Source organism: Aeromonas sp. AE23HZ002T15 (assembly GCF_054165525.2).
Genome location: NZ_CM201342.1, coordinates 2,141,059 through 2,161,966, shown reverse-complemented (window position 1 = coordinate 2,161,966; position 20,908 = coordinate 2,141,059). Strand labels below are relative to the sequence as shown.

At 64.9% G+C, this 20,908-nt stretch carries 21 protein-coding genes; 13 read left to right on the top strand and 8 right to left on the bottom strand.

The window, feature by feature from the left end; all coding sequences use genetic code 11:
* Positions 1-103 precede the first annotated feature (103 nt).
* Complete coding sequence (locus tag ACT5M9_RS09985) at positions 104-2,626, top strand: class I adenylate cyclase (RefSeq protein ID WP_457981789.1); 2,523 nt, start codon at positions 104-106, stop codon at positions 2,624-2,626.
* A 70-nt stretch (positions 2,627-2,696) separates the two neighbouring features.
* Here the strand turns inward: ACT5M9_RS09985 and ACT5M9_RS09980 are convergent, their stop codons facing one another.
* Both ACT5M9_RS09980 and cyaY read right to left on the bottom strand, forming a co-directional pair.
* On the bottom strand, positions 2,697-3,350 hold the full coding sequence (locus ACT5M9_RS09980) for an alpha/beta hydrolase (protein ID WP_457981790.1): 654 nt from the start codon (positions 3,348-3,350) through the stop codon (positions 2,697-2,699).
* Positions 3,347-3,661 (bottom strand): iron donor protein CyaY, encoded by a 315-nt coding sequence (gene cyaY, locus ACT5M9_RS09975; RefSeq protein ID WP_457981791.1) that lies wholly within the window; start codon positions 3,659-3,661, stop codon positions 3,347-3,349. Before cyaY ends, ACT5M9_RS09980 begins: the two co-directional genes overlap by 4 nt.
* A 73-nt stretch (positions 3,662-3,734) precedes the next feature.
* Between cyaY and lptM the strand changes: the two genes are divergently transcribed.
* From lptM to ACT5M9_RS09945, 6 genes are all read left to right on the top strand, one after another.
* Complete coding sequence (lptM, locus tag ACT5M9_RS09970; protein WP_438551659.1) at positions 3,735-3,944, top strand: LPS translocon maturation chaperone LptM; 210 nt, start codon at positions 3,735-3,737, stop codon at positions 3,942-3,944.
* Between the two features lie 20 nt (positions 3,945-3,964).
* Complete coding sequence (gene lysA, locus ACT5M9_RS09965; protein ID WP_457981792.1) at positions 3,965-5,215, top strand: diaminopimelate decarboxylase; 1,251 nt, start codon at positions 3,965-3,967, stop codon at positions 5,213-5,215.
* 112 nt (positions 5,216-5,327) lie between these two features.
* A complete protein-coding gene (dapF, locus tag ACT5M9_RS09960) occupies positions 5,328-6,158 on the top strand; it encodes a diaminopimelate epimerase (RefSeq protein ID WP_457981793.1) in 831 nt (276 codons plus the stop codon).
* 88 nt (positions 6,159-6,246) lie between these two features.
* On the top strand, positions 6,247-6,927 hold the full coding sequence (locus ACT5M9_RS09955; RefSeq protein WP_457981794.1) for a DUF484 family protein: 681 nt from the start codon (positions 6,247-6,249) through the stop codon (positions 6,925-6,927).
* On the top strand, positions 6,920-7,900 hold the full coding sequence (xerC, locus tag ACT5M9_RS09950) for a tyrosine recombinase XerC (protein ID WP_457981795.1): 981 nt from the start codon (positions 6,920-6,922) through the stop codon (positions 7,898-7,900). The genes ACT5M9_RS09955 and xerC overlap by 8 nt, the downstream gene beginning before the upstream one ends.
* Before the next feature lie 30 nt (positions 7,901-7,930).
* Positions 7,931-8,641 carry an HAD-IA family hydrolase gene (locus ACT5M9_RS09945; protein ID WP_457981796.1) on the top strand — a complete coding sequence of 237 codons (711 nt, stop codon included), beginning with the start codon at positions 7,931-7,933 and terminating at the stop codon, positions 8,639-8,641.
* A gap of 13 nt (positions 8,642-8,654) precedes the next feature.
* On the opposite strand, the gene ACT5M9_RS09940 is transcribed toward ACT5M9_RS09945, so the two are convergent.
* The gene (locus ACT5M9_RS09940) at positions 8,655-9,053 is read right to left on the bottom strand and encodes an STY0301 family protein (protein WP_457981797.1); all 399 of its coding nucleotides are present in this window, start codon (positions 9,051-9,053) and stop codon (positions 8,655-8,657) included.
* Positions 9,054-9,233: 180 nt separating this feature from the next.
* On the opposite strand from ACT5M9_RS09940, the gene ACT5M9_RS09935 reads away from it, so the two are divergent.
* A complete protein-coding gene (locus tag ACT5M9_RS09935) occupies positions 9,234-9,608 on the top strand; it encodes a hypothetical protein (protein WP_457982034.1) in 375 nt (124 codons plus the stop codon).
* On the opposite strand, the gene ACT5M9_RS09930 is transcribed toward ACT5M9_RS09935, so the two are convergent.
* The 3 genes from ACT5M9_RS09930 to ACT5M9_RS09920 form a co-directional block, all read right to left on the bottom strand.
* Complete coding sequence (locus tag ACT5M9_RS09930) at positions 9,605-10,378, bottom strand: gamma-glutamyl-gamma-aminobutyrate hydrolase family protein (RefSeq protein WP_457981798.1); 774 nt, start codon at positions 10,376-10,378, stop codon at positions 9,605-9,607. The two genes, ACT5M9_RS09935 and ACT5M9_RS09930, sit on opposite strands and share 4 nt — an antisense overlap.
* A 360-nt stretch (positions 10,379-10,738) precedes the next feature.
* On the bottom strand, positions 10,739-11,548 hold the full coding sequence (gene yidA, locus ACT5M9_RS09925) for a sugar-phosphatase (RefSeq protein WP_457981799.1): 810 nt from the start codon (positions 11,546-11,548) through the stop codon (positions 10,739-10,741).
* 123 nt (positions 11,549-11,671) lie between these two features.
* Entirely contained in the window at positions 11,672-13,336 is a 1,665-nt protein-coding gene (locus tag ACT5M9_RS09920; protein ID WP_457981800.1) for a flagellar assembly protein A, read from the bottom strand.
* Between the two features lie 239 nt (positions 13,337-13,575).
* Between ACT5M9_RS09920 and ACT5M9_RS09915 the strand changes: the two genes are divergently transcribed.
* From ACT5M9_RS09915 to ACT5M9_RS09900, 4 genes are all read left to right on the top strand, one after another.
* On the top strand, positions 13,576-14,544 hold the full coding sequence (locus tag ACT5M9_RS09915; RefSeq protein ID WP_457981801.1) for an HlyD family secretion protein: 969 nt from the start codon (positions 13,576-13,578) through the stop codon (positions 14,542-14,544).
* 7 nt (positions 14,545-14,551) lie between these two features.
* Positions 14,552-15,481, top strand: coding sequence for an ABC transporter ATP-binding protein (locus tag ACT5M9_RS09910; protein ID WP_457982035.1), 930 nt, complete (start codon positions 14,552-14,554; stop codon positions 15,479-15,481).
* On the top strand, positions 15,478-16,572 hold the full coding sequence (locus tag ACT5M9_RS09905) for an ABC transporter permease (RefSeq protein ID WP_457981802.1): 1,095 nt from the start codon (positions 15,478-15,480) through the stop codon (positions 16,570-16,572). Before ACT5M9_RS09910 ends, ACT5M9_RS09905 begins: the two co-directional genes overlap by 4 nt.
* A gap of 234 nt (positions 16,573-16,806) precedes the next feature.
* The gene (locus tag ACT5M9_RS09900) at positions 16,807-17,343 is read left to right on the top strand and encodes a metal-dependent hydrolase (protein ID WP_457981803.1); all 537 of its coding nucleotides are present in this window, start codon (positions 16,807-16,809) and stop codon (positions 17,341-17,343) included.
* Between the two features lie 27 nt (positions 17,344-17,370).
* On the opposite strand, the gene ACT5M9_RS09895 is transcribed toward ACT5M9_RS09900, so the two are convergent.
* A complete protein-coding gene (locus ACT5M9_RS09895) occupies positions 17,371-18,534 on the bottom strand; it encodes a CinA family nicotinamide mononucleotide deamidase-related protein (RefSeq protein WP_457981804.1) in 1,164 nt (387 codons plus the stop codon).
* A 33-nt stretch (positions 18,535-18,567) separates the two neighbouring features.
* Positions 18,568-19,806: an HD-GYP domain-containing protein gene (locus ACT5M9_RS09890; protein WP_457981805.1), complete on the bottom strand. Its 1,239-nt coding sequence runs from the start codon at positions 19,804-19,806 to the stop codon at positions 18,568-18,570.
* Positions 19,807-19,949: 143 nt separating this feature from the next.
* Here ACT5M9_RS09890 and metA point away from each other — a divergent pair, with 143 nt between their 5' ends.
* Positions 19,950-20,897: a homoserine O-succinyltransferase MetA gene (gene metA / locus ACT5M9_RS09885; RefSeq protein WP_457981806.1), complete on the top strand. Its 948-nt coding sequence runs from the start codon at positions 19,950-19,952 to the stop codon at positions 20,895-20,897.
* Positions 20,898-20,908: the final 11 nt, after the last annotated feature.

Below are 20,908 nucleotides of genomic sequence, written 5' to 3'. Positions count from 1 at the left end.
ATGCGGGCTTGTTTACCACGGCGGTTTGCATTGTTAACATGATCACACTTTTTTGACGTCTCCCCATTTTGGTGCGTCATTTCTATCCCCGATAGGTAGGGCATTGCTGGTAAAACTCGACACGCTGGTGGCGCGCTACGACGAGATCAATAGTCTCAAGACGCAACGGGCGCTGGATCTCATGAGTCGCTATGGGCAGCAGGTGTTTCAGTTGCTGCCCGTCATGCTGCACTTCAATCACCCCCTCTTGCCCGGCTATGTGGCAGGTGATGTGCCCCATGGTATCTGGAGTTTTGTCGCGAGCGATGTCCAGCAGGCCTTCATTCAGGACCTGTGTCAGAACGCGAACTGTCAGGGTGGCCTCAACACCCACGACAAGTCGATCCAGGGCCTCTACTCCATGGGCAGCACCTCCTCCATCGGACAGTGCTGCCACTCGGATCTCGACATCTGGGTCTGCCACGTGGCGGGCTTGTCGCAGGAGCGGCTCGCCCTGCTGGATCAGAAGTGCCAGCTCCTCTCCAAATGGGCCGAGCAGCGCGGGGTCGATCTCAACTTCTTCCTGATCCCCGAGGACAAGTTCCGCCAGCGCAACGATGCCCAGATGCAGGGGGAGAGCTGCGGCAGCGCCCAGCACTTGCTGCTGCTCGATGAGTTCTACCGCAGCGCCATGCACATCGCCGGCAAGCGCCTGCTCTGGTATCTGGTGCCCAGCGACTATGACGATCACTACGACGACTATGTGAACGGCCTGTTTGCCCACGGCAAGCTGAGCCAGGATGACTGGCTCGATCTCGGTGGCTTCAACCGCATTCCCGCCGAGGAGTACTTTGGCTCCGCCCTCTGGCAGCTCTACAAGGGCATCGACTCCCCCTACAAGGCGGTGCTCAAGTCGCTCTTGATGGAAGCCTATTCCCACGAGTATCCCAACACCCGTCTGTTGTCGGTGACCAGTCGCGACTGGTTCCAGCACAACGAGGGGATGCACTACCGGCTCGACAACTACTGCCTGATGCTGGACAAGGTGACCAACTACCTCAAGTCCATCGGCGACATGCAGCGCCTCGACCTGGTGCGCCGCTGCTTCTACCTCAAGGTGTGCGACGGCCTGAGCCATCCGAAGGAGGCACACAGCCCGAGCTGGCGCCGCGAGTTGATGGCGCAGCTGGTCTCCTACTGGGGCTGGAGCCCGGAGCGCCTGCACCACCTGGATCACCGGGAGGAGTGGAAGGTGGAGGAGGTCAAGGTGGCCTACGCCGAGTTGCTGGAAGCCCTGATGCAGAGCTACCGCAATCTCATCCAGTTCGCCCGGCGCAACAACATCAGCGAGTCCATCAACCCGGAAGACATCGGCATACTGTCGCGCAAGCTCTATGCCGCCTTCGAGAGCCTGCCGGGCAAGGTGCAGCGCATCAACCTCAAGATAGCGCCGGACTTGAGCGAGCCGGATCTCAGCCTGGTGCAGGTGCCCCACGGCCGCCTGAACCGCGCCGGCTGGTATCTCTACAAGCACTCCCTGGAGCCGGTGGACATCATAGGCCGGGCGCCGCTCGAATATAACGGTTACATCAGCAAGCTGGTGGCCTGGGCCTACTTCAACGGCTTGATGACGCCCCAGTCCAGGGTGCACCTGTTCAATCAGGGCTCGGATCTCCACATCGACAACCTGCACCAGTTCTGTCGCGATCTCTCCGGCACCTTCCCGGTGAAGTATCCCCGCGCCACCAACCTGGCCCTGAGCCGCCCCTGCGAGATCCATCAGCTCTCCATCTTCCTCAACCTGGAGACGGATCCGTCCAGCCACTGGGTGGGGCAGGTGATCGAGTTCGATGCCAATGCCGCCGACGTCTTCTCCTTCGGCCGCAACCAGGAGTGCCTGGTGGGCTCGGTGGATCTCGTCTATCGCAATTCCTGGAGCGAGATCCGCACCCTGCACTTCCAGGGGGAAGAGGCGGTGGTGGATGCCCTCACCACCATACTCGGCAAAATGCACCAGGATGCCGCCGCCCCCGAGATGATAGAGGTGTTCTGCTACAGCCAGCACTTCCGCTCCCTGGTGCGCTCCCGCTTCCAGCAGCTGGTGGCCGAGTGCATCGAGCTGCGCCTGGCGCGGGACAAGCAACAGCTGGTCAAGACGCTCGCCCTCGGCAAGGAGAAGTACGGCATCTTCTTCGAGCGACGCGGGGTGTCGGTGAAGAAGCTGGAGAACGCCATCGACTTCTATCGCCACATCTCCCACAACAAGCTGGATCACCTGCCCCTGCGCCTGGACAAGACCCACAGCCAGCACCTGCCCGGCATCGTCGACGCCTATGCCAGCGAGGGGTTGGTGCAGTTCTTCTTCGACACCCGCAACGCCGGCACCAACATCTATATCCTGGACGAGGCGAACCGGGTGGAGATCTACCAGCACTTCGCCGGCAACAAGGATGAGCTGGTGCAGGGGGTGAACCGTTTCTACACCTCGTCGGGCCATGAGCGCTTCAGCGACGCCGGCCAGTTCAGCAACTTCAACCTGCCCCAGTATTACGAAATCGTGCAGCAGGGCGACGAGCTTGAGGTGATCCCCTACCGCAGCCAGAATCCGCAGCGTGATAACCCGGGGCCTGCCCGCGAGGTAGGTTGATGTGCTACCGGATTGAACCCAACGAAAACGGCCTGCAGATGCAGGCCGTTGTCATATTGGTCGTCCGGGCTCAGCCGTCGAGGCGGGCCAGCAGCCAGCCGCGTACGTCGGCGAGCTGGGGCCGGCAGATCTCGTGGCGCATGGGGTACTCGTGCCACTCGGGGGTGAGCCCAGCCGCTTCCAGCCGGTTCTTCGCCTCCCAGCCCATGGAGAGCGCCACCACGTCATCATAGATGCCGTGCATGTAGCAGATGGGCAGGGCGCGAGCCGCCTCGCTCATCTCCGCCATCAGGGCATCGGGGGACGCCAGATAGGTGGACATGCAGAGCAGGCCCGCCAGGGGCTGAGGGCAGCGCAGGGCGGTGAAGGAGGCGATGACGCCCCCCTGGGAGAAACCGGCAAGCACTATGCGCTCGGGGGCGAAGCCCTCGGCGATCAGGCTGTCCAGCAGGCCCTGGATGCGCTCGGCGGATTCACGGACATGTGACTCCACGGCGCGATCTTCCGGGTGCTCGAAGCTCCGGATGTCGTACCAGCCGCGCATCTTGTAGCCCATGTTGATGGTGATGGGCCGCTCCGGCGCGTCCGGCAGCAGGTGGCGCACCGGCAGGGAGTCGGGCAGCGCCAGGGCATCCACCAGGGGCGCCAGACCGGCGCCTGAGTCCCCCAGCCCGTGCAGCCAGATCACCGCATGGCGAGCGCCGTCGGGGTGCAGATCTATCATGGGAAGCGCACCGGCTCGCCGGCCTGGGCTGTGCAGGCCCGGGTCAGCAGGGTCTTGAGTTCTTCGCCGAAGCGGTTGTCTATCCAGCTCTCCCCGCGCAGCTCGAAGTGGAAGCCGTTCTCCCGGGTGGCGACCCAGATCTGGTGCAGGGGTTCCTGCTTGTTGATGATGACCTTGGTCTTGTTCTCGAAACTCAGGGTCAGCACGCCGCCGGCCCGTTCACAGTCGATATCCGGATACCCCTCGTCGATGACGTCCTCCACATACTGGAAAAAGGCGTCTGTCAGGGCGTGATACTCGTGATCCTTCATCGGTTTATCCTGTTGCTTTTAACAATGTGAGTGCGATTATAGAGGGCCAAAAATTTTTTCGCAGCGAACCATTATGACTACCCAGTTCACCAAGTGCCTGTTGGCCGCATTTCTCTCCCTTGGGTTGGGCGCCTGTGGTCTGACGGGGCCGCTCTACATGCCGCCCCCCGAGCAACCCGCTCCGACGGAGCAGCCCAAGCCTGCCCCATCCAAGACAGAGAGTACACCGCAAGCCACCTCGTCTGCGACCGCCAAACCGGCCTCCGAGGCCGCGCCGCAATAATTTAGGAAGGAACCGCCCCCTTGGATCATTTTAACTACGACGCCGACGGCCAGCTGCAGGTCGAGCAACTGCCCCTGCAACAACTTGCCGAGCAGTATGGCACCCCGCTCTACGTCTACTCCCGCGCCACCCTTGAGCGCCACTGGCACGCCTTCGATCAGGCGGCGGGCGACATCCCCCATCTGATCTGCTATGCGGTCAAGGCCAACTCCAACCTGGCGCTGCTGAACCTGCTGGCCCGTCTGGGGTCCGGGTTCGACATCGTCTCCGGCGGGGAGCTCTCCAGGGTGCTGGCGGCGGGCGGTGATCCGGCCAAGGTGGTCTTCTCCGGGGTGGCCAAGAGCGAGGCCGAGATGCGCCTCGCCCTGGAGAAAGAGATCCTCTGCTTCAATCTGGAGTCCGAAGCCGAGCTGGAGCGCCTGAACCGGGTGGCCGGCAGCATGGGCAAGGTGGCTCGGGTGTCGGTGCGGGTCAACCCGGATATAGACGCAGGCACTCATCCCTACATCTCTACCGGTCTCAAGCAGAACAAGTTCGGCATCCCCATCGAGCAGGCCCCCGCCATCTACCGCAAGGCGGCGGCCATGGCCCACATAGAGATCAAGGGGGTAGATTGCCACATCGGCTCTCAACTCACCGAACTGAATCCCTTCATGGAGGCGGCGGACAAGCTGCTGCGACTCATCGACGAGCTGGCGGCCGAAGGCATCCATATCCATCACCTGGACGTGGGTGGTGGCCTCGGGGTCAACTACGGGGCCGAGCAGCCCCCTCATCCGAGCGAGTATGCCGAGGCCCTCAAGCAGAAGCTGGCGGGTCGGGATCTGACCCTGCTGTTCGAGCCGGGCCGCGCCATCGTCGCCAACGCCGGTGTGCTGCTGACCCGGGTCGAGTTCCTCAAGCCCGGCGAGACCCGCAACTTCGCGCTGATCGATGCCGGCATGAATGACCTGCTGCGCCCCTCCCTCTATGGCGCCTGGATGAACATCATCGAGGTGGACAGCCGCGCGAGCCACGAGAAGGCGCTGTACGACGTGGTGGGCCCGGTGTGCGAGACCGGCGACTTCCTCGGCAAGGAGCGCACCCTGGCGATCGCCGAGGGCTCCCTGCTGGCGGTGCGTTCCGCCGGTGCCTACGGTTTCACCATGTCCTCCAACTACAACACTCGTCCCCGTGCGGCCGAGGTGCTGGTGGACGGGGACAAGGCGTTTCTCATCCGGGAGCGGGAGCAACTGGCGGATCTCTGGCGCGGGGAGCACCTGCTGCCCTGAGTACGCGGGTTTCACGGAGTTTTTCAGACGTTCCGCCGAGTCGAGAGCGTGAGCCGTTGACCAGTCGCCGGTGTGGTGAGGATTTACTGCCCAAGGGGTAGAGGAACGCAGGATGTTGATAGATTTTTCCAAGATGCATGGGCTGGGGAACGACTTCATGGTGGTGGACGGCGTCACCCAGAAGGTGTTCTTCAGCAACGATGTCATCAAGAAGCTGGCGGATCGCCATTTCGGGATCGGCTTCGATCAGCTGCTGCTGGTGGAGCCCCCCTATGATCCCGAGCTCGACTTTCACTACCGTATCTTCAATGCCGACGGCAGCGAGGTGGAGCAGTGCGGCAACGGTGCCCGCTGCTTCGCCCGTTTCGTGCGCCTGAAGGGGCTGGTCAACCGGGACAAGATCGCGGTCAGCACGGCTCGCGGCCGCATCACCTTGCAGCTGGAGGGGGAGAACCAGGTCACGGTCAACATGGGGGTGCCCCAGTTCGAACCTGGCAAGGTACCGTTCCGGGCCCAGAAGGCAGAAAAAACCTACCTGCTGCGCGCGCAGGAGCATACTGTGATGTGCGGTGTGGTCTCCATGGGCAACCCTCACTGCGTCATCGAGGTCCCTTCGGTGGCCGATGCCCCGGTGGAGACTCTGGGCCCCATCATGGAGCGCCACGAGCGCTTCCCCGAGCGGGTCAACGTCGGCTTCATGGAGATGGTCAACGCCAGCGAGATCAAGCTGCGGGTGTTCGAGCGCGGGGTGGGGGAGACGCTCGCCTGCGGCACCGGCGCCTGCGCCGCCGTGGTGATCGGCATCAGCCAGGGCAAGCTCAAGGAGCGGGTCACCGTCACCCTGCCGGGGGGCAAGCTGACCATCGCCTGGAAGGGGCCGGGTCAGCCGGTCTACATGACGGGGCCGGCCGAACACGTGTTCGATGGCCAGATAGAGCTGTAGATGGAATCATGAAGGGGGGCGGCAAGCCCCTCTACCACAAGCAGATGTCGGGGCCTTGTGCCCCTTTTTCGGATGGATCAACCAAGTTATGAGCGAACTCAAACGGCAGGAATCACTGATGGACGAAGCCACAGTGCTGGAGTACCTGGCCCGTTACCCCGAGTTTTTCCAGCGCCACGCCGCCATGCTGGACCGCATTCGCATTCCCCATGAGCGCAAGGGCAGCGTCTCCCTGGTGGAGCGGCAGATGGACAGGCAGCGGGAGCGTATCGAGCAGCTGGAGCAGGAGATCACCGAGCTCATGGGGATCGCCAGCGAGAACGAGCGGATCTTCAAGATCTATGCGGACCTCTACGGTGAGCTGTACGGCTGCCAGAGCCTGTTCGAAGTCAGCGCCGTCATGGGCAAGGCCTTCGTGCAGCGGCTGCGCCTGACCGGGGTGCGCCTCTGGCTGAGCCCGAAGAAGTGCTCGCTGAGCGGCCCCGAGCAGCGTTTCCTCGCGGACGGCAAACAACTCGATCAGCTGCTGGGCCAGCGCCTGCCGGGAACGGACTATTACTTCGGCCGGCTCAATCAGAGCGAGAAACAGGCGCTGTTTGGCAGCGATGTGCTGGTCAATTCCGTTGCCCTGATGCGCATTGGCGATCTCGGCGTACTGGCGTTTGCGAGCTCGGATCCCAGCCACTTCGCCCCCCACAACGACACCCTGCTGCTGGGTCAGCTCGGCCGTCTGCTGCAACTGCGCCTGCCCGAGCTGGCCCGTGGCTAAGGGGCCGGCCAGATCAGCCACCAAGGCGCAGCCCCCTGCCGCCGAGCCTCTGCCCGCCGCGCTGGCGGACGAACTGGCGGCCTTTATCGAATACCTGAGGGTGGAGCGCCAGCTCAGCCCCCACACCCGCAGCAACTACCAGACCCATATGGAATCCATGACCGCCGAGCTGGTGCGCCTCGGTCTCGATGACTGGGCCAGGCTGGAGGCGAGTCAGGTGCGCAGCCTGGTGACAAGGATGCACAAGGGGGGGCTGGCGCCCCGTTCGCTGGCCACCAAGGTCTCCGCCCTGCGCAGCTTCTGCGACTGGCAGGTGCGCCAGGGGCGGCTGGTCGCCAATCCGGCCCGGGGCATAGTGACCCCCAAGCAGGGGCGGCCCCTGCCCAAGAACCTCGACGTGGACGAGATGTATCAGCTGCTCAACATCACCGACGAGCAGGATCCGCTGGCGGTGCGGGATCGCGCCATCATGGAGCTGATGTACTCCTCCGGCCTGCGTCTGGCCGAGCTGGTGGGGCTCAACCTGGCGGACATCAAGCTCGACGAGCGCCAGCTCAGGGTGACCGGCAAGGGATCCCGGGAGCGGGTGCTGCCCATGGGGAGGATGGCGGTGGAGTGGCTGCAGAAGTGGCTCAAGGTGCGCCCCCTGCTGGCGGGGGATGAGACAGAGGCGCTGTTCGTCTCCAAGCGCAAACAGCGGCTGTCGGCGCGCTCCGTGCAGGAGCGCCTCGACGGCTGGGGCAACAAGCAGGCGCTCAACGCCCACGTGCATCCCCACAAGCTGCGCCACAGCTTCGCCACCCACATGCTGGAGAGCTCGGGGGATCTGCGGGCGGTGCAGGAGCTGCTGGGCCATGCGGATCTCTCCACCACCCAGATCTATACCCACCTGGATTTCCAGCACCTGGCCAAGGTGTATGACGGCGCTCATCCCAGAGCCAAGCGGGATCCGGGTTCAGAGGAAAACGAATAGGGGGCAGCCATGCCACCCAGAGGAGAGCCCATGCAGTTCTATCGCCGTTGGCAGCCGGTGGCCGCCATCTCGTTCGATCTCGACGACACCCTCTATGACAACGGTCCCGCCATTGCCCGTGCGGAGCAGTGGATGCTGGCACACCTGCGCAGCGAATACCTGGCCACCGCCATGCTCGACAAGGCGAGTTGGCTCGCCCTCAAGCGCGACCTGCTGCTGACCCGCCCCGAGCTGCGTGACGACGTCAGCCTGGCGCGTCAGCAGGGGATCCGCGAGGCCCTGGTGCAGGGGGGCATGGGGGCGGATCAGGCGCAGCAAGAGGCCGAGCGGGTGTTTGACGCCTTCCTCACCGAGCGTTCGAAAATTGAGATCAGCAGAGACACCCACGATCTGCTGGCACGCCTTGGTGCGCGCTATCCCTTGGTGGTGATCACCAACGGCAACCTGGATCTGGCGCAGGCCGGACTGGCGGACTACTTCACCCTGGTCTGCAAGGCCGGGCTGGGCGCCAGGATGAAACCGGCTCCCGACATGTTTCTGGCGGTGCAGGCGGCCCTCAGGCTGCCTCCCGATCGGATACTGCACGTGGGGGATCACCCCGAGAGCGATGTGCTGGGGGCCAGATTGCATGGCTTTCGGGCCGCCTGGCTCAACGAGACCGGTCAGTCCGCCCGGAGCCTGCGACTGTTGCCGGACGTGGAGCTGAGCCGCTTGAGCGAGTTGGCCGAGCTGTTGCTCTGAGGGGGAGTGAGGGTCATCGGCGGCAGATCAGTCCGATCGGCTTATAAGGGCCGGTCTCATTGACCCGGCAATGGCTGACGCCTGATGGTAGCGCCTGCTGCAGCCGGATGGCGCTGTCTTGATAGTGGCAGACCAGATAGAAGGGGTGCGGGTTGCGCTTGTCCAGGCTCCAGTAGTGGGTCTCGCTGCTGTCGCCGTTGTCCGGTTTGAGCTGTGCCAGCTCGGCGGGATCCCCGTCGAACAGGGAGAGGTTGTCGAGGCGATGGCTCAGGCGCTCGCTCGGCTGGCCTGCCAGATCCCGGCTCACTCCCTGCCAACCCGTGTGTGTGCTCAGCAGTTGCTGGCGGCTCTCTATCCGGGGTGGGCAGTCAAATTGCAGGCTGGCGCCCAGGGCCATGGCCATCAGTAACATGGTGTTGTCTCGCAGAGGGTAAGGTGCCCATGCTAGCGCAGTGAGCGGCCCTCTTGCCATCCCTTCGCCTGCCTTCGCAAGGGATGCGAGAGGGCGGGTTTTTCTTTATCCTTGGCGCAAGTTGACGAGGGAGTGAAACGTTTGAGCGGGATAAAGAACATCTTCTGGTTGGCGATCCCCATGATGCTGGCGGGGTGCGATCTGCTAAGGGATCACTACCGGATGGAGTTCAGGGATGGCTCCTGGCGGGAGATCACCCTCTCCCCCTTCTCGGATCAGGCGAGCTGGCGCGAGGGCTGCGCCACCGGGGAGATCCTGGTGGACATGACCCTGCCCCTGAAGCGGGGCAAGATAGTGGACGGCCGGGAGCAACTCCTGATCGGCGGGGAGTTGTTCGAACTGGAAGAGACCAGGCTCTATCGCGGCAACGGCATGGTGCTCGGCCAGGCCCCGGATCATATCCAGCGGGGGCTCAAGGGGCTGGATGTCTGCCGCACCCTGCGCCCCGATCGGGGGGCGCTGCCGAGACTGAAGACCAAGGGTTTTGGCGACTAGCTCCCTTGCTGCCTGCGCTCACGGCAGGCGGCACCAAAGGCCTCGAACAGCTTGATGGAGTGGGGATTCTCGCTCGCCTTCCACTCAGGATGCCACTGCACCGCCAGGGTGAACTGGGGCAGTTCGGGGGCATGGATGGCTTCGATCAAGCCATCTTCGGCATAGGCCAGGGGGGCCAGCCCCTTGGCCAGCGTCTTGATCCCCTGACCGTGCAAGGAGTTGACCGGGATCCTATCCTCCCCCATCAGCTCGGCGAACCAGCTGCCGGGCACCAGGCTGACCTGGTGGCTGTGGCCATATTGATCCTCCACCGTATCTTCTGCATCCTCCCGATGATCCGCATAGCCGGGCTCGCTATAGACCTTCTGATGGATGTCGCCCCCGAGGGCCACGTTGATCTCCTGCATGCCGCGGCAGATGCCGAGCAGCGGCAGGCCCCTGTCGATGGCGGCGCGCACCAGGGGAATGTCGAACAGGTCTCTGTCCCTGTCCTGGGGCTTGTCCGGCGTCAGGTTCTCCTGACCGTAGAGGGCGGGGTCTATGTTGGAGCCGGCACCGCTCAGATAGACGCCGTCCGCCAGATCCAGATACTGCTCCAGATCCTCGGCGCCGCAGCAGGTGGGGACCAGCAGGGGCACGCAGCCGCTGATCTCCACCAGGGGTTTGATGTATTTGTGGGTCATCACCTGATAGGGGTGGCCGTTGCGGGGTTGGGCTCCCATGGTCATCAGCACGACGGGTTTGGCATGGGATCGGGAGGGGTTGGGCATAGGTCGCATCCTTGGCGGTCTCATCCTGCGCCTTGGGAAGGCCCTTTCCGCGCCTCGGCGGCAAGGGCATGCCTCAAGGCATGGTCATGGGATCCGGGGTCGTGCCGGGGTGCCAGAATCGTCGGTCAGCCTGGGCGATGACAGCCTGGATCCTGATCCCAGTCTGCCAAGGCCGTTCAATATGTCAAACGAAATGATGCGATTATGTTAATTTTCACGAGGCCTGAGCCAGCTTGAGTCCCGTTATCAGGGGGCTGTAGGGGAGATGCCGCGAGATGAGTGGGTAATCGTGGTGGATATATTAAACATGCAGAATCGATGGTGAAAAATGCGGGGCACCCTGTGGTGCCCCGGTCAGGATCAAGGGTTCAGGATGAACTCTTCTATCACCCTGGCGACACCATCGTCGTCGTTGCGGGCCGTGATGTGCTGAGCCAGCCCCTTGATCTCGTCGGTGGCGTTGCCCATGGCAACCCCGAGGCCGGCGTACTCGATCATGTGGCGATCGTTGCCCGCATCCCCCACGGCGATCACCTCGTCTGCCGTGATGCCCAGGTGCTCGGCCAGGGCGGCGACCCCTGTGCCCTTGTTACTCAGCTTGTTCATGAACTCGAGGAAGTAGGGGGAGCTGCGCACCACGGTATAGCGCTCATAGAGCTCGGCGGGCAGCTGGGCGATGGCGCGGGAGAGCTGGGGCTCGGGGTCTATCATCATCACCTTCATGATCTGCTCGTCGGCCGGCAGGGTGGCGAAGTCCACCAGGTTGATGGGCATGTCCACCAGCTGGGATTCGTGCTCGGTATAGGTGCTGACCCTGGGGCTGATGAGGCCCTGGCGCACGGAGAAACCGTGGATGTTGACCCCGAGTTCATCGGCCAGATGGGCGATGGCGCTGGCGTCCTTGCCGGTCAGCAGCTGGCTGCGGATGATGCGTTGATCCGCCACCTTCTGGACCAGGGCACCGTTGTAGCAGATGACGTAGTCATCAGGACCGGTGAGGCCGAGCTCGGCCAGATAGGGGGTCATGCCCTCCAGCGGCCGACCCGAGGTCAACACCACGGTGACGCCTTTGGCGCGGGCGGCCGTGATGGCGGCCTGGGTGCGGGGGGTGATCCGGCCTTGCGGGGTCAGCAGGGTGCCATCCATATCCAATGCAATCAGCTTGTACATCTCTCACTACCTGAGTCTGGCTGGCCCGCCCCATGGGGCCAATGGGGGGTCGAGTGTAGCGAAAATCGCCGCCGGGATCACGCCAAGCCGCTGGCACGTGTTCCCTGAAGAGGGAGCCCGGATTCAGCGGTGACCCTGATACGGGTTCAGTTGCAGCTGATCGTCCCGGATGGCGAAGTGGATGGGGCCGTGCTCTATGTCGACCCTGTTGTGATGGTGGGCCATCTCCACCTCGACACCGGGGAAGAGGCGCTGGGTGGCGATGATATCCATCTTGGCCATCAGGGCCTGCAGCTCGAGCTGGGCCGCCGCCAGCTGCTCGTCGAGGAACTGGCTCTCGTCGAGTTGGCGGGTGCGTAGCTCCTTGATCTTCTGCAGGGTCTCGGGGTTGCGCTTCTCCCGGGGCAGTTGCAGCAGCCGCAGTATGAGATCCTGCAGCTTGTCGAGCTGCTCCCGGCAGGCCTGCTTGCGCTGGCGCAGGACCTGCTCCTGCTCCTTGTGGCTGAAGTAGCCGCCGAGGATCTGCAGCCGGGTGCGGTTCGCCGCCGAGGCACCGAGCACCGGGGCCATGATCAGTCGGTTGGCGATGTTGATGCCCCCGATCAGGTGGCCCTTGCGCATGGCGCTGTCCCCCACCTTCAGATCCTGGCCGCTGCGGCAATAGCTGTGGCTGAGCTGGCTCTGGATATGGATGTCGCCATCGGCCTCCAGCCGGGCGTACTGGGCGTAGCTGGCATGGATCTCGCCGCCGGCGTAGAGGTGGCAGAGGTATTCGTCGTTCTCCTGCTTGCGGCCGATGACGCCGCCGCGCACCGTGATGGTGCCCCCCGATTCGATATGGCCCCCCTCGACGAAGCCCCCGATCACCACGTCGCCGCTGGTCTTGATCCGCATGCCGGGCATGACGTCCCCGGTGACCAGGAGGGAACCCTCGAAGATGACGTGGCCGTGACGGATGTCCACCTGCTTGACGCTCAGCACCTCGTCGACCCGCATGCCGGCCCGCTCCTGGCAGGGCAGGCCGGGCCGGGTCGCCAGCAGCAGATCCGGATCCTCGGGGGAGAGGCTGGTGCCTTCTCCCGCCACCATGGCGCTCTCCTTGCCGGCCTTGGCGGGCAAAGGCTGGCCCGTCACGGTGAAGCCGTCGATGCCCTGGGTGGCGGGGTGGCGCCGCATCAACTGGGAGCCCCCCTTGACGGTGAGCAGGGTACCGAGGTCGCGCATGTCCACCTTGCCGTGATCCCGCTCCTGGGGCTTGAGGATCCGCTCCGCCGCCGTCTCCACCAGCCGCTCCAGCCGGGTATCCAGCCCGTGCTCGGCGGCCTGGCCCAGGGCGATGACGGGGTTGAGCTGGGCACCGGGATCCGCCTCCTTGGCGGCCTGCACGGCGGCAACCAGCCTGGCCGGATCCACCCCCCGCTTGATCTGGCTCGCCGCCAGGGCCTGCTGCAACTGCTCCAGGGTCAGGGGCTTGCCCCCCCAGTCTGCGGTGATCTGGGCCTTGGCACTCATCTGGTCCTTCTCCACCAGCAGCAAGAGGCGGGCGTCCTGGCGCTGGGCGATGGGCACGGGGGCGTGGGAGGGGGCATCGGGATTGTCGTGCAGGGCGCCGAGCAGGGCGACCGCCTGCCGGATCCCCTCGGTGAGAGGCTGGTAGCGGCGGCAGTTGGAGGCCCGCAGCAGGCTCAGTACATCGCGCTCGGTGACGGGGCTGGTGAGGCCGGGAGCGATGCGCAGGCAGACATAGGTCATGTCCGCCGACAGCTGAAACCACGCTTTGTCTAACACCGGGAACCTCCTTGTCTCTCCCTGCCTCTCCCGACGGCGGGGCCATGCCGGCCAGAAGGGATGCCGCCTGGGCGGCCCTGAACCGCAGTATTCTGATATTTTTCTTTTTAGGTCAACGAGCTCGGTGCAAATGGGTGAGCTGGCTTGAGGAAAAATAAGCTGACAGTGGGTATGCTGGCGACAGTCATGCATCAATACCCGTTCCGGGCCAGACCCGGGAGCCGCACCAAGGAGCCCCCATGCTGCGTCACTGCCTGCTCTTCATCCCCCTGCTGGGTCTGCTGGGTGCCTGCCAGCCCGATCGCCGTGGCGAGGCGCTCGGCACCCTGGAGCGGGACAGGGTGCTGCTCACCGCCACCGCCAACGAGATAGTCCGTGCCCTGCCGGTGGCGGAAGGGAGCCGGGTGGAGGAGGGCACAGTGCTGGCCCGGCTCGACGACAGCCGCCAGCAGGCGGTGCTGGCCCGGGCCCGCGCCGAGGAGGCGAGCGCCCGGGCGGCCCTGGCCCGGATGACCAACGGGGAACGGCCGGAGGACATAGCCGCGGCCCGCGCCAGCCTCGACAAGGCCGAGGCCAACCTCAGGGAGGCGGAACGCAGCTTCCAGCGCACCGAGCGACTGGTGCGGCAGAAGCTGCAGAGCCCTTCCGAGCTCGACAAGGCGCGCGCCGAGCGGGATGGGGCCCTGGCCGAGCGGGACGGTGCCCGTCAGCAGCTCGACAAGCTGACCCGGGGCGTGCGGGCGGAGGACATAGACGAAGCCACCGCCAAACTCGAGGCGGCCAGGGCGGATGTGGTGCTGGCCGAGCGTGAACTGGCCGATCTCACCGTGGTGGCCACCCGCAGCGGACGCCTCGACAGCCTGCCCTACAACCTCGGCGAGCGGGTACCAGTCGGTGCCGTGCTGGCGGCCCTGCAGGCGGACAGCGCCCCCTATGCCCGTGTCTATGTACCGGAGACGGCCCTCGCGAATTACCCTGTGGGCCAGAGCATCAGGGTGCGGGTGGACGGTCTGGCGGATCCCCTGAGCGGGCGGCTGCGCTGGATCTCCCAAGAGCCCGCCTTCACCCCCTACTATGCCCTCAACGAACAGGACAGGGCCCGGCTGGTCTATCTGGCGGAGATCGATCTGCCGGCTGCCAAGGACTTGCCGAGCGGCCTGCCAGTGCAGGCGGAGCCCACCGATGGCGCGGAGCCGGCCCATGAGTGACGCATCCCTGAGGGATCTCGCCATCAGTGCCCACGGGGTGAGCCGCCGCTTCGGCGACTTCCTCGCCGTGGACGGGCTGGCGCTGGCGGTGCCCAGGGGGCAGATCCAGGGCTTCCTCGGCCCCAACGGTTGTGGCAAGTCCACCACCCTGCGGATGCTGACCGGCCTGCTCACCCCTTCCGAGGGGGAGATAGAGGTGCTGGGACTCTCCATCCCGAAACAGGCGGAGGCGCTGCGCCGGCGCATCGGCTACATGACCCAGAAGTTCTCTCTCTACGACGAGCTCACCGCCTGGGAAAACCTGGAGTTCATGGGCCGGATCCACGGCATGGGGAGCCGGGCCCTCGACGCCCGGCTGCACGAGCTGCTGGCGACCTATGAGCTGACTCCGCTGGCACGGCGCCGTGCCGGGGCCATGAGCGGCGGCCAGAAGCAGCGGCTGGCACTGGCGGCGGCGGTGATCCACAGCCCGGATCTGCTGCTGCTGGACGAGCCCACCTCGGCGGTGGATCCCCAGAACCGGCGCGACTTCTGGGAGAAGCTGTTCGATCTCAGCGAGGGGGGCACCACCATATTGGTCACCACCCACTACATGGACGAGGCGGAGCGCTGTCACGGCCTCGCCATCATGGAGGCGGGCAAGGTGCGGGCCCAGGGCTCTCCCCAGGCGCTGATGGAGGCCATGAGCACCCGGGTGGTGGAGGTGCAGGCCAATGATCTGCGGCTGCTCAAGCAGCAGCTGCTGCAACTGGCGCCGGTGCGCTCCGCCGCCCAGCTCGGCCAGCGGCTGCGGGTGCTGGTGGACAAGGAGCTGGCGGATCCAGTGCCTTGGCTGCGGCAGGCCTGCCCGGCCCTGGCGGACGCCAGCCTGGCTCCGGTCAGACCCAGCCTGGAAGACGTCTTTGTCAGCTGCACCGGCCAGGAGCGCAGGGCATGAACAGTCTGAGGCGGCTCTGGGCCATCACCCAGAAGGAGCTGAGGCAGCTGGCGCGGGACAGGCTGACCTTCGGCATGGTGGTCATGATCCCCCTGCTGCAACTGCTGCTGTTCGGCTACGCCATCAACACGGACGTGCGCCAGATCCCGGCCGGGCTGGTGGACATGAGCGAGAGCGTGCCGGGGCGGCTGCTGGTGGAGGCGGTCAAGGCCACCCAGGTGGTGCAGATGGAGCGGCGCTACGTGGGCTTGCAGGAGGCGGAGGCCGCTCTGACCCGGGGGGAAGTGCGCGCCGTGCTGGTGCTGCCCCGGGATCTGAGTCGCCGCCTGAGCGACGGGGAGAGTGCGGGCCAGTGGCTGGTGGATGGCTCGGATACCGTCATCGCCGGCGCCCTGCTGGGGCTGCGCGCCATGCCCCTCACCGGACTCAAGCCGGGGGCCGAGAGCGCCCCCCCCACCTTCGAGACCGTGCTCTACTTCAACCCCTCCCGCCGGGCGGCGGTCAACATAGTGCCCGGCCTGCTCGGGGTGATCCTGACCATGACCATGATCATGTTCACCTCGGCGGCCATAGTGCGGGAGCGGGAGCGCGGCAACCTGGAGCTGCTCATCACCACCCCGGTCAGCTCGCTGGAGCTGATGATCGGCAAGATCCTGCCCTACATAGTGGTGGGGCTCGTCCAGGTAGTGATCATCCTCGGCCTCGGCCACCTCATCTTTGCGGTGCCCATCAACGGCGCCCTGAGCCAGGTGCTGCTGGCGACCCTGCTGTTTATCGCCGCCAGTCTGACCCTGGGGCTGCTCATCTCCACCCTGGCCCAGACCCAGTTGCAGGCGATGCAGATGACGGTGTTCATCCTGCTGCCGTCGATCCTGCTGTCGGGTTTCATGTTCCCCTACGAGGGGATGCCGGTGCCGGCCCAGTGGGTCGCCGAGGTGCTGCCCGCCACCCACTTCATGCGGCTCATCAGAGGCATCGTATTGAGGGGCGGCGACATGGGGGATCTGCTGCCGGACGTGCTCTGGCTGGCGGGCTTCACCCTGCTGATGCTGACCCTGGCCGCCCGCCGCTTCAAGAAGAGCCTGGATTGATCCGGGTCGGCCGGCCTTCTCTGGCTGGTCGACCTTCTTGTCGGATGGTGAGACTGGTGCTGTATGAGTCGTAAATGACGATTGAGACGGGTGTTCTCTGGCATAAGTGACTGTGAAAGTGAGGTTTGAGCAACATTCGTCTTGCTCATTGCGACGGGAGGGATTCTAATCGGCCGCCCGGTCTCGCCGGGCCTGCACCCCATCCGTCCATCTCTTGCTCCATCGCTCCCCATCATGACCGCCCAAGGCCACCTGCTGTTTGCCGTTACCTGCACCCTGATCGCCCACAAGCTGGAGCTGACTCCGGCCCTGGCAGATGCCAGCCTCTGGCAACTGGTGCCGCTGGCCCTGGCCAGCGCCCTGCTGCCGGATCTCGATCACCCCAAGTCCCTGCTCGGTCGGCGCCTGCCCTGGATCTCGGGGCCGCTGTCGCGGCTGTTCGGTCATCGCGGCTTCACCCACAGCCTGTTGGCGGTGGGGGCCGGCGTCTGGGGGCTGGCGCAGTTTCAGGGGCCCGGCCTTATCTCGGTGGCGGTGAAGGATGCCCTCATCATCGGCTACCTCAGCCATCTGTTGGGGGACTGGCTGACCCCGGCGGGGATCCCCCTGTTCTGGCCCCTGCGTCGGCGCTTTCGGTTGCCCGGCCTGCCCCTCAAGAGCGGGGGCGGTTACGAGGCGGCCTTCTGCCTGCTGACCCTGGCGCTGGCCAGTTACTGGGTTCAGGGTGGCCAGGGGCTGGGAACCCTGGCATCCCTGTTGCCGATCCTCTGAGCCCGGGGCCACTGGCGCTGACGGAGGCTAACGCCGGCGCTCGGCGCTTCTTGGCAGGGTGAGGTAGTCCGCGATCACCGGCAGCCCCAAGAGGTGGCGGCGCAGCATGTCGAGGGCCGCGAAGGCGAGGATCCGGCGCCCGCTGCCCGGATCCGGGTGGCGGACCTTCAGGGTCTGGCCGATGGACTCGCCATCGGCGCACAGCATCAGGGGCACACCATCGGCTCCCGCCCTTCCTATGGTGAGGCTGAGCCCAGCTCCTGCACCTGCAAGCTGCGCCAGCTCGCTGGGTAGCTGAGGGTCGAAGTGCGCCTGCAGTTGGGGATAGTCGTGGCAGAGGCCGAGCAGGGCGCCCCGGCTCTCCCCCTCCATCAGGGTGAGCGGCCGCTCGCCCAACAGGGCCAGGATCTGGCTGGCCGGCTCCTGGTTCCCCCGTCCCACCAACCAGGGCGAGATCTCCCCGAGCAGGCGCGCCTCGGCGGCATCCATGTCTACCACGCTCGCCCCGTGGCCGATGAGTTTCAACTCGATGAGCGGCATGGAGGAGCGATAGCCGAGCTCGATGCCCGTCGGCCAGGGGGCGGCATCCAGCCGGTCGGAGAGCGCCGATTCCGAGATGCCGAAGGTATAGAAACGGCGCAACTCGGTGTCGGTCTGCTCCCCGGCGAGGCGCTTGAGGCGCGGCATGATCTGCTCGCGCACCATCTGCTTGAACTCGAACGGCACGCCCGGGGTGAAGAACAGCTGGCTCAGGCCGTGGCCGGCCCTATGGCGGACCAGGAAGCCGCAGGCGGTACCCACCGGGTTGTCCAAGATCTCGCAGCCCTGGGGCAGATGGGCCTGTTTGGCGTTGCTGGCGGGCATGGGGATGCCCCGGGCTTGGTAGCGAGCCTCCAGGGTGGCGAGCCAGTCTGGGTATAGGGTGAGTGGCTGATCAAACGCCTCGGCCGCCGCCTGGGCGGTGAGATCGTCGGCGGTGGGCCCAAGCCCCCCGCATACCAGCACCACCTCGGCGCGCTCGCTGCTCTCTTGCAGCACGGCTTTGAGGTCCTTGAGGTTATCGCCGACGGCGGCGCGGCGGCGCACCTGCCAGCCCTGCTCCAGCAGCAGGGCGCTGAGCCAGGCGGCGTTGGTGTCCACCACCAGACCCGTGACGATTTCATCCCCCGTGCTGATTATCTCGATGCGCATGCAGACTCCTGAGGTCAAAGATGAGTGCCCTGCTCAGGGCTTGCCGTGTTCGAAGTAGTAGCTGATCCGGGTGCGCGGGTTCAAATACTCGAACACAGCCGGTGGCAGCCGTTTGGGGTGGATCACCTTGGCGATGGTGAGTTCGGCCTGCTCGAGATCGATGATGGCCGCCTCCTGGCGCGGGATGCGCGGATCGTACACCAGCACCGCGGGGTAGAGCAGGCGGGCACTGTTGACCGACATCACCAGCCCGACCTGGCCGTTGGAGAGCTGCACCACGCTGCCCGGCGGGTAGATCCCCATCAGCCGGATCAGCATGCCGAGGTAGTCGATGTTGAACTGCCCCTTGCGCAACTTGTAGAGGTTGCCGAGGGCGGAGTAGGGCACCTTGGCCTTCAAATGGCAGAGGTTGTCGTACTCGTTGACCAGGGAGACTATCTGGGTCAGGGGATCGAGCTGCGCCCCCTTGAGCCCCTCTGGCCCGCTGCCATCCAGGTACTCGTGGTGGTGGCGCACTATGCTCCTGGCCTGCTCCGGAAAATCCTTGGCGTGGCTCAGAAGATCCACTCCGTAGCGGGGATGCTGGGCCATCAGGTTCTGCTCAGGCCTGGTGAGGGGCCCGCTCTTGCGCAGCAACTGGCTCGGCAGCTTCAGCTTGCCGATGTCGTGGAACAGGGCCCCCATGCCGACCTGGCGGATCGCCTCAGCCGGCAGCTTGCACTCACGAGCCAGCAGCATGCTGAGCACGCTGACGTTGAGGGAGTGGAACTGCAGGCTGTTGTCATCCTCGCTGCCCGACACCAGGTGCAGCACCATCTCGTCCACCGACAACAGCTGCTCCGTCATGGCGTTGATCAGCTCCCTGGCCTCGCCGATGGCGTTGAGAGGGCGGGACTGGATCTTGCCCATCAGGTTGCGCACCTGGGCCAGGGATTGCTGGAAGTGCTTCTCGCACTGCTGCAGATCCCGGCGATAGCGCTGCAGCTGTTCGATGCGCCTGGCCTTCTCCTGCTGCATCTCCTGCTGGCGGCTGGCGAGGGTGCCGCCGTCGGTCGATGGCGCTCTGACCTGGTCGACGGGCCTGGGGGGCGTGTCGCTCTTGTCGGGGATGATGGTCACCAGCTTGAGGCCGAGCCGGCGGATGAGCGCTATCTCCTGCTCGTTCTTGAGCTTGAAGCTGGAGAACAGGAAGGGGTGTTCGCGCCAGCCCAGTGGCAGGGAGACATAATTGCCGACTTGCAGCCGATCTACCGAGATCTTGATACCTGTCATGGGCTTGGACATGAGAAACAGAGTGAAGTCGTATGCTAGTCAAAGGGTGGAATGAAGAAAAGGTATCTGATGACAGGGCCGGCGCTTTATTATAGGCTTCTAGATGTCCAGACATATTTACCGATGCAGTACAGGGAGTCAGCATGCCGATCAAGATCCCGGACCAGTTGCCCGCCGCCGAAGTGCTGGGGGAAGAGAACATCTTCGTCATGACGGAATCCCGGGCCGTCACCCAGAACATCCGCCCCCTGCGGGTGCTCATCCTCAACCTGATGCCCAAGAAGATAGAAACCGAGATCCAGCTGATGCGGATGCTCTCCAACTCGCCGCTGCAGGTGGACGTGGATCTGCTGCGCATCGACGATCGGGAGTCCAAGAACACCCCTCAGGCTCACCTCGAGAACTTCTACCATGACTTCGAGCAGGTGCGGGGCAACAACTACGACGGCATGATCATCACGGGGGCGCCGCTCGGGCTGGTGGAGTTCGAGGAGGTGGTCTACTGGCCGCGCATCGTCGAGATCATCGAGTGGTCCCATCAGCATGTGACCTCCACCCTCTTCCTGTGCTGGGCGGTGCAGGCGGCGCTGAAAGCCTTGTACGGCATGGAGAAACAGACCCACGGCGAGAAGCTGTCCGGGGTCTATCGCCACCATCGTCTCGATGAGCACGAGCCGCTGCTGCGCGGCTTCGATGACGAGTTCGTGGCGCCTCACTCCCGTTATGCGGCCTTCGACGGGGATCTCATTCGCGCCCACACCGATCTGCAGATCTTCGCCGAGTCGGAGGAGGCGGGGGTCTATCTGGCGGCGACCAAGGATTGTCGCCAGGTGTTCGTCACCGGCCACCCGGAATATGACGCCTCGACCCTGGACGGGGAGTACCAGCGGGATCTCGCGGCCGGGCTCACCCCAGCCGTGCCGGTCAACTACTACCCGGCCAACGATCCGACCCGGACGCCCCGCGCCAGCTGGCGCAGCCACGGCCACCTGCTGTTCTCCAACTGGCTCAACTACTACGTCTACCAGCTCACCAGCTACAAGGTGGAGGATATCGGCAAGGTGTTCACCTACGAGCAGCCCAAGCCCTAGAGATCATCGGG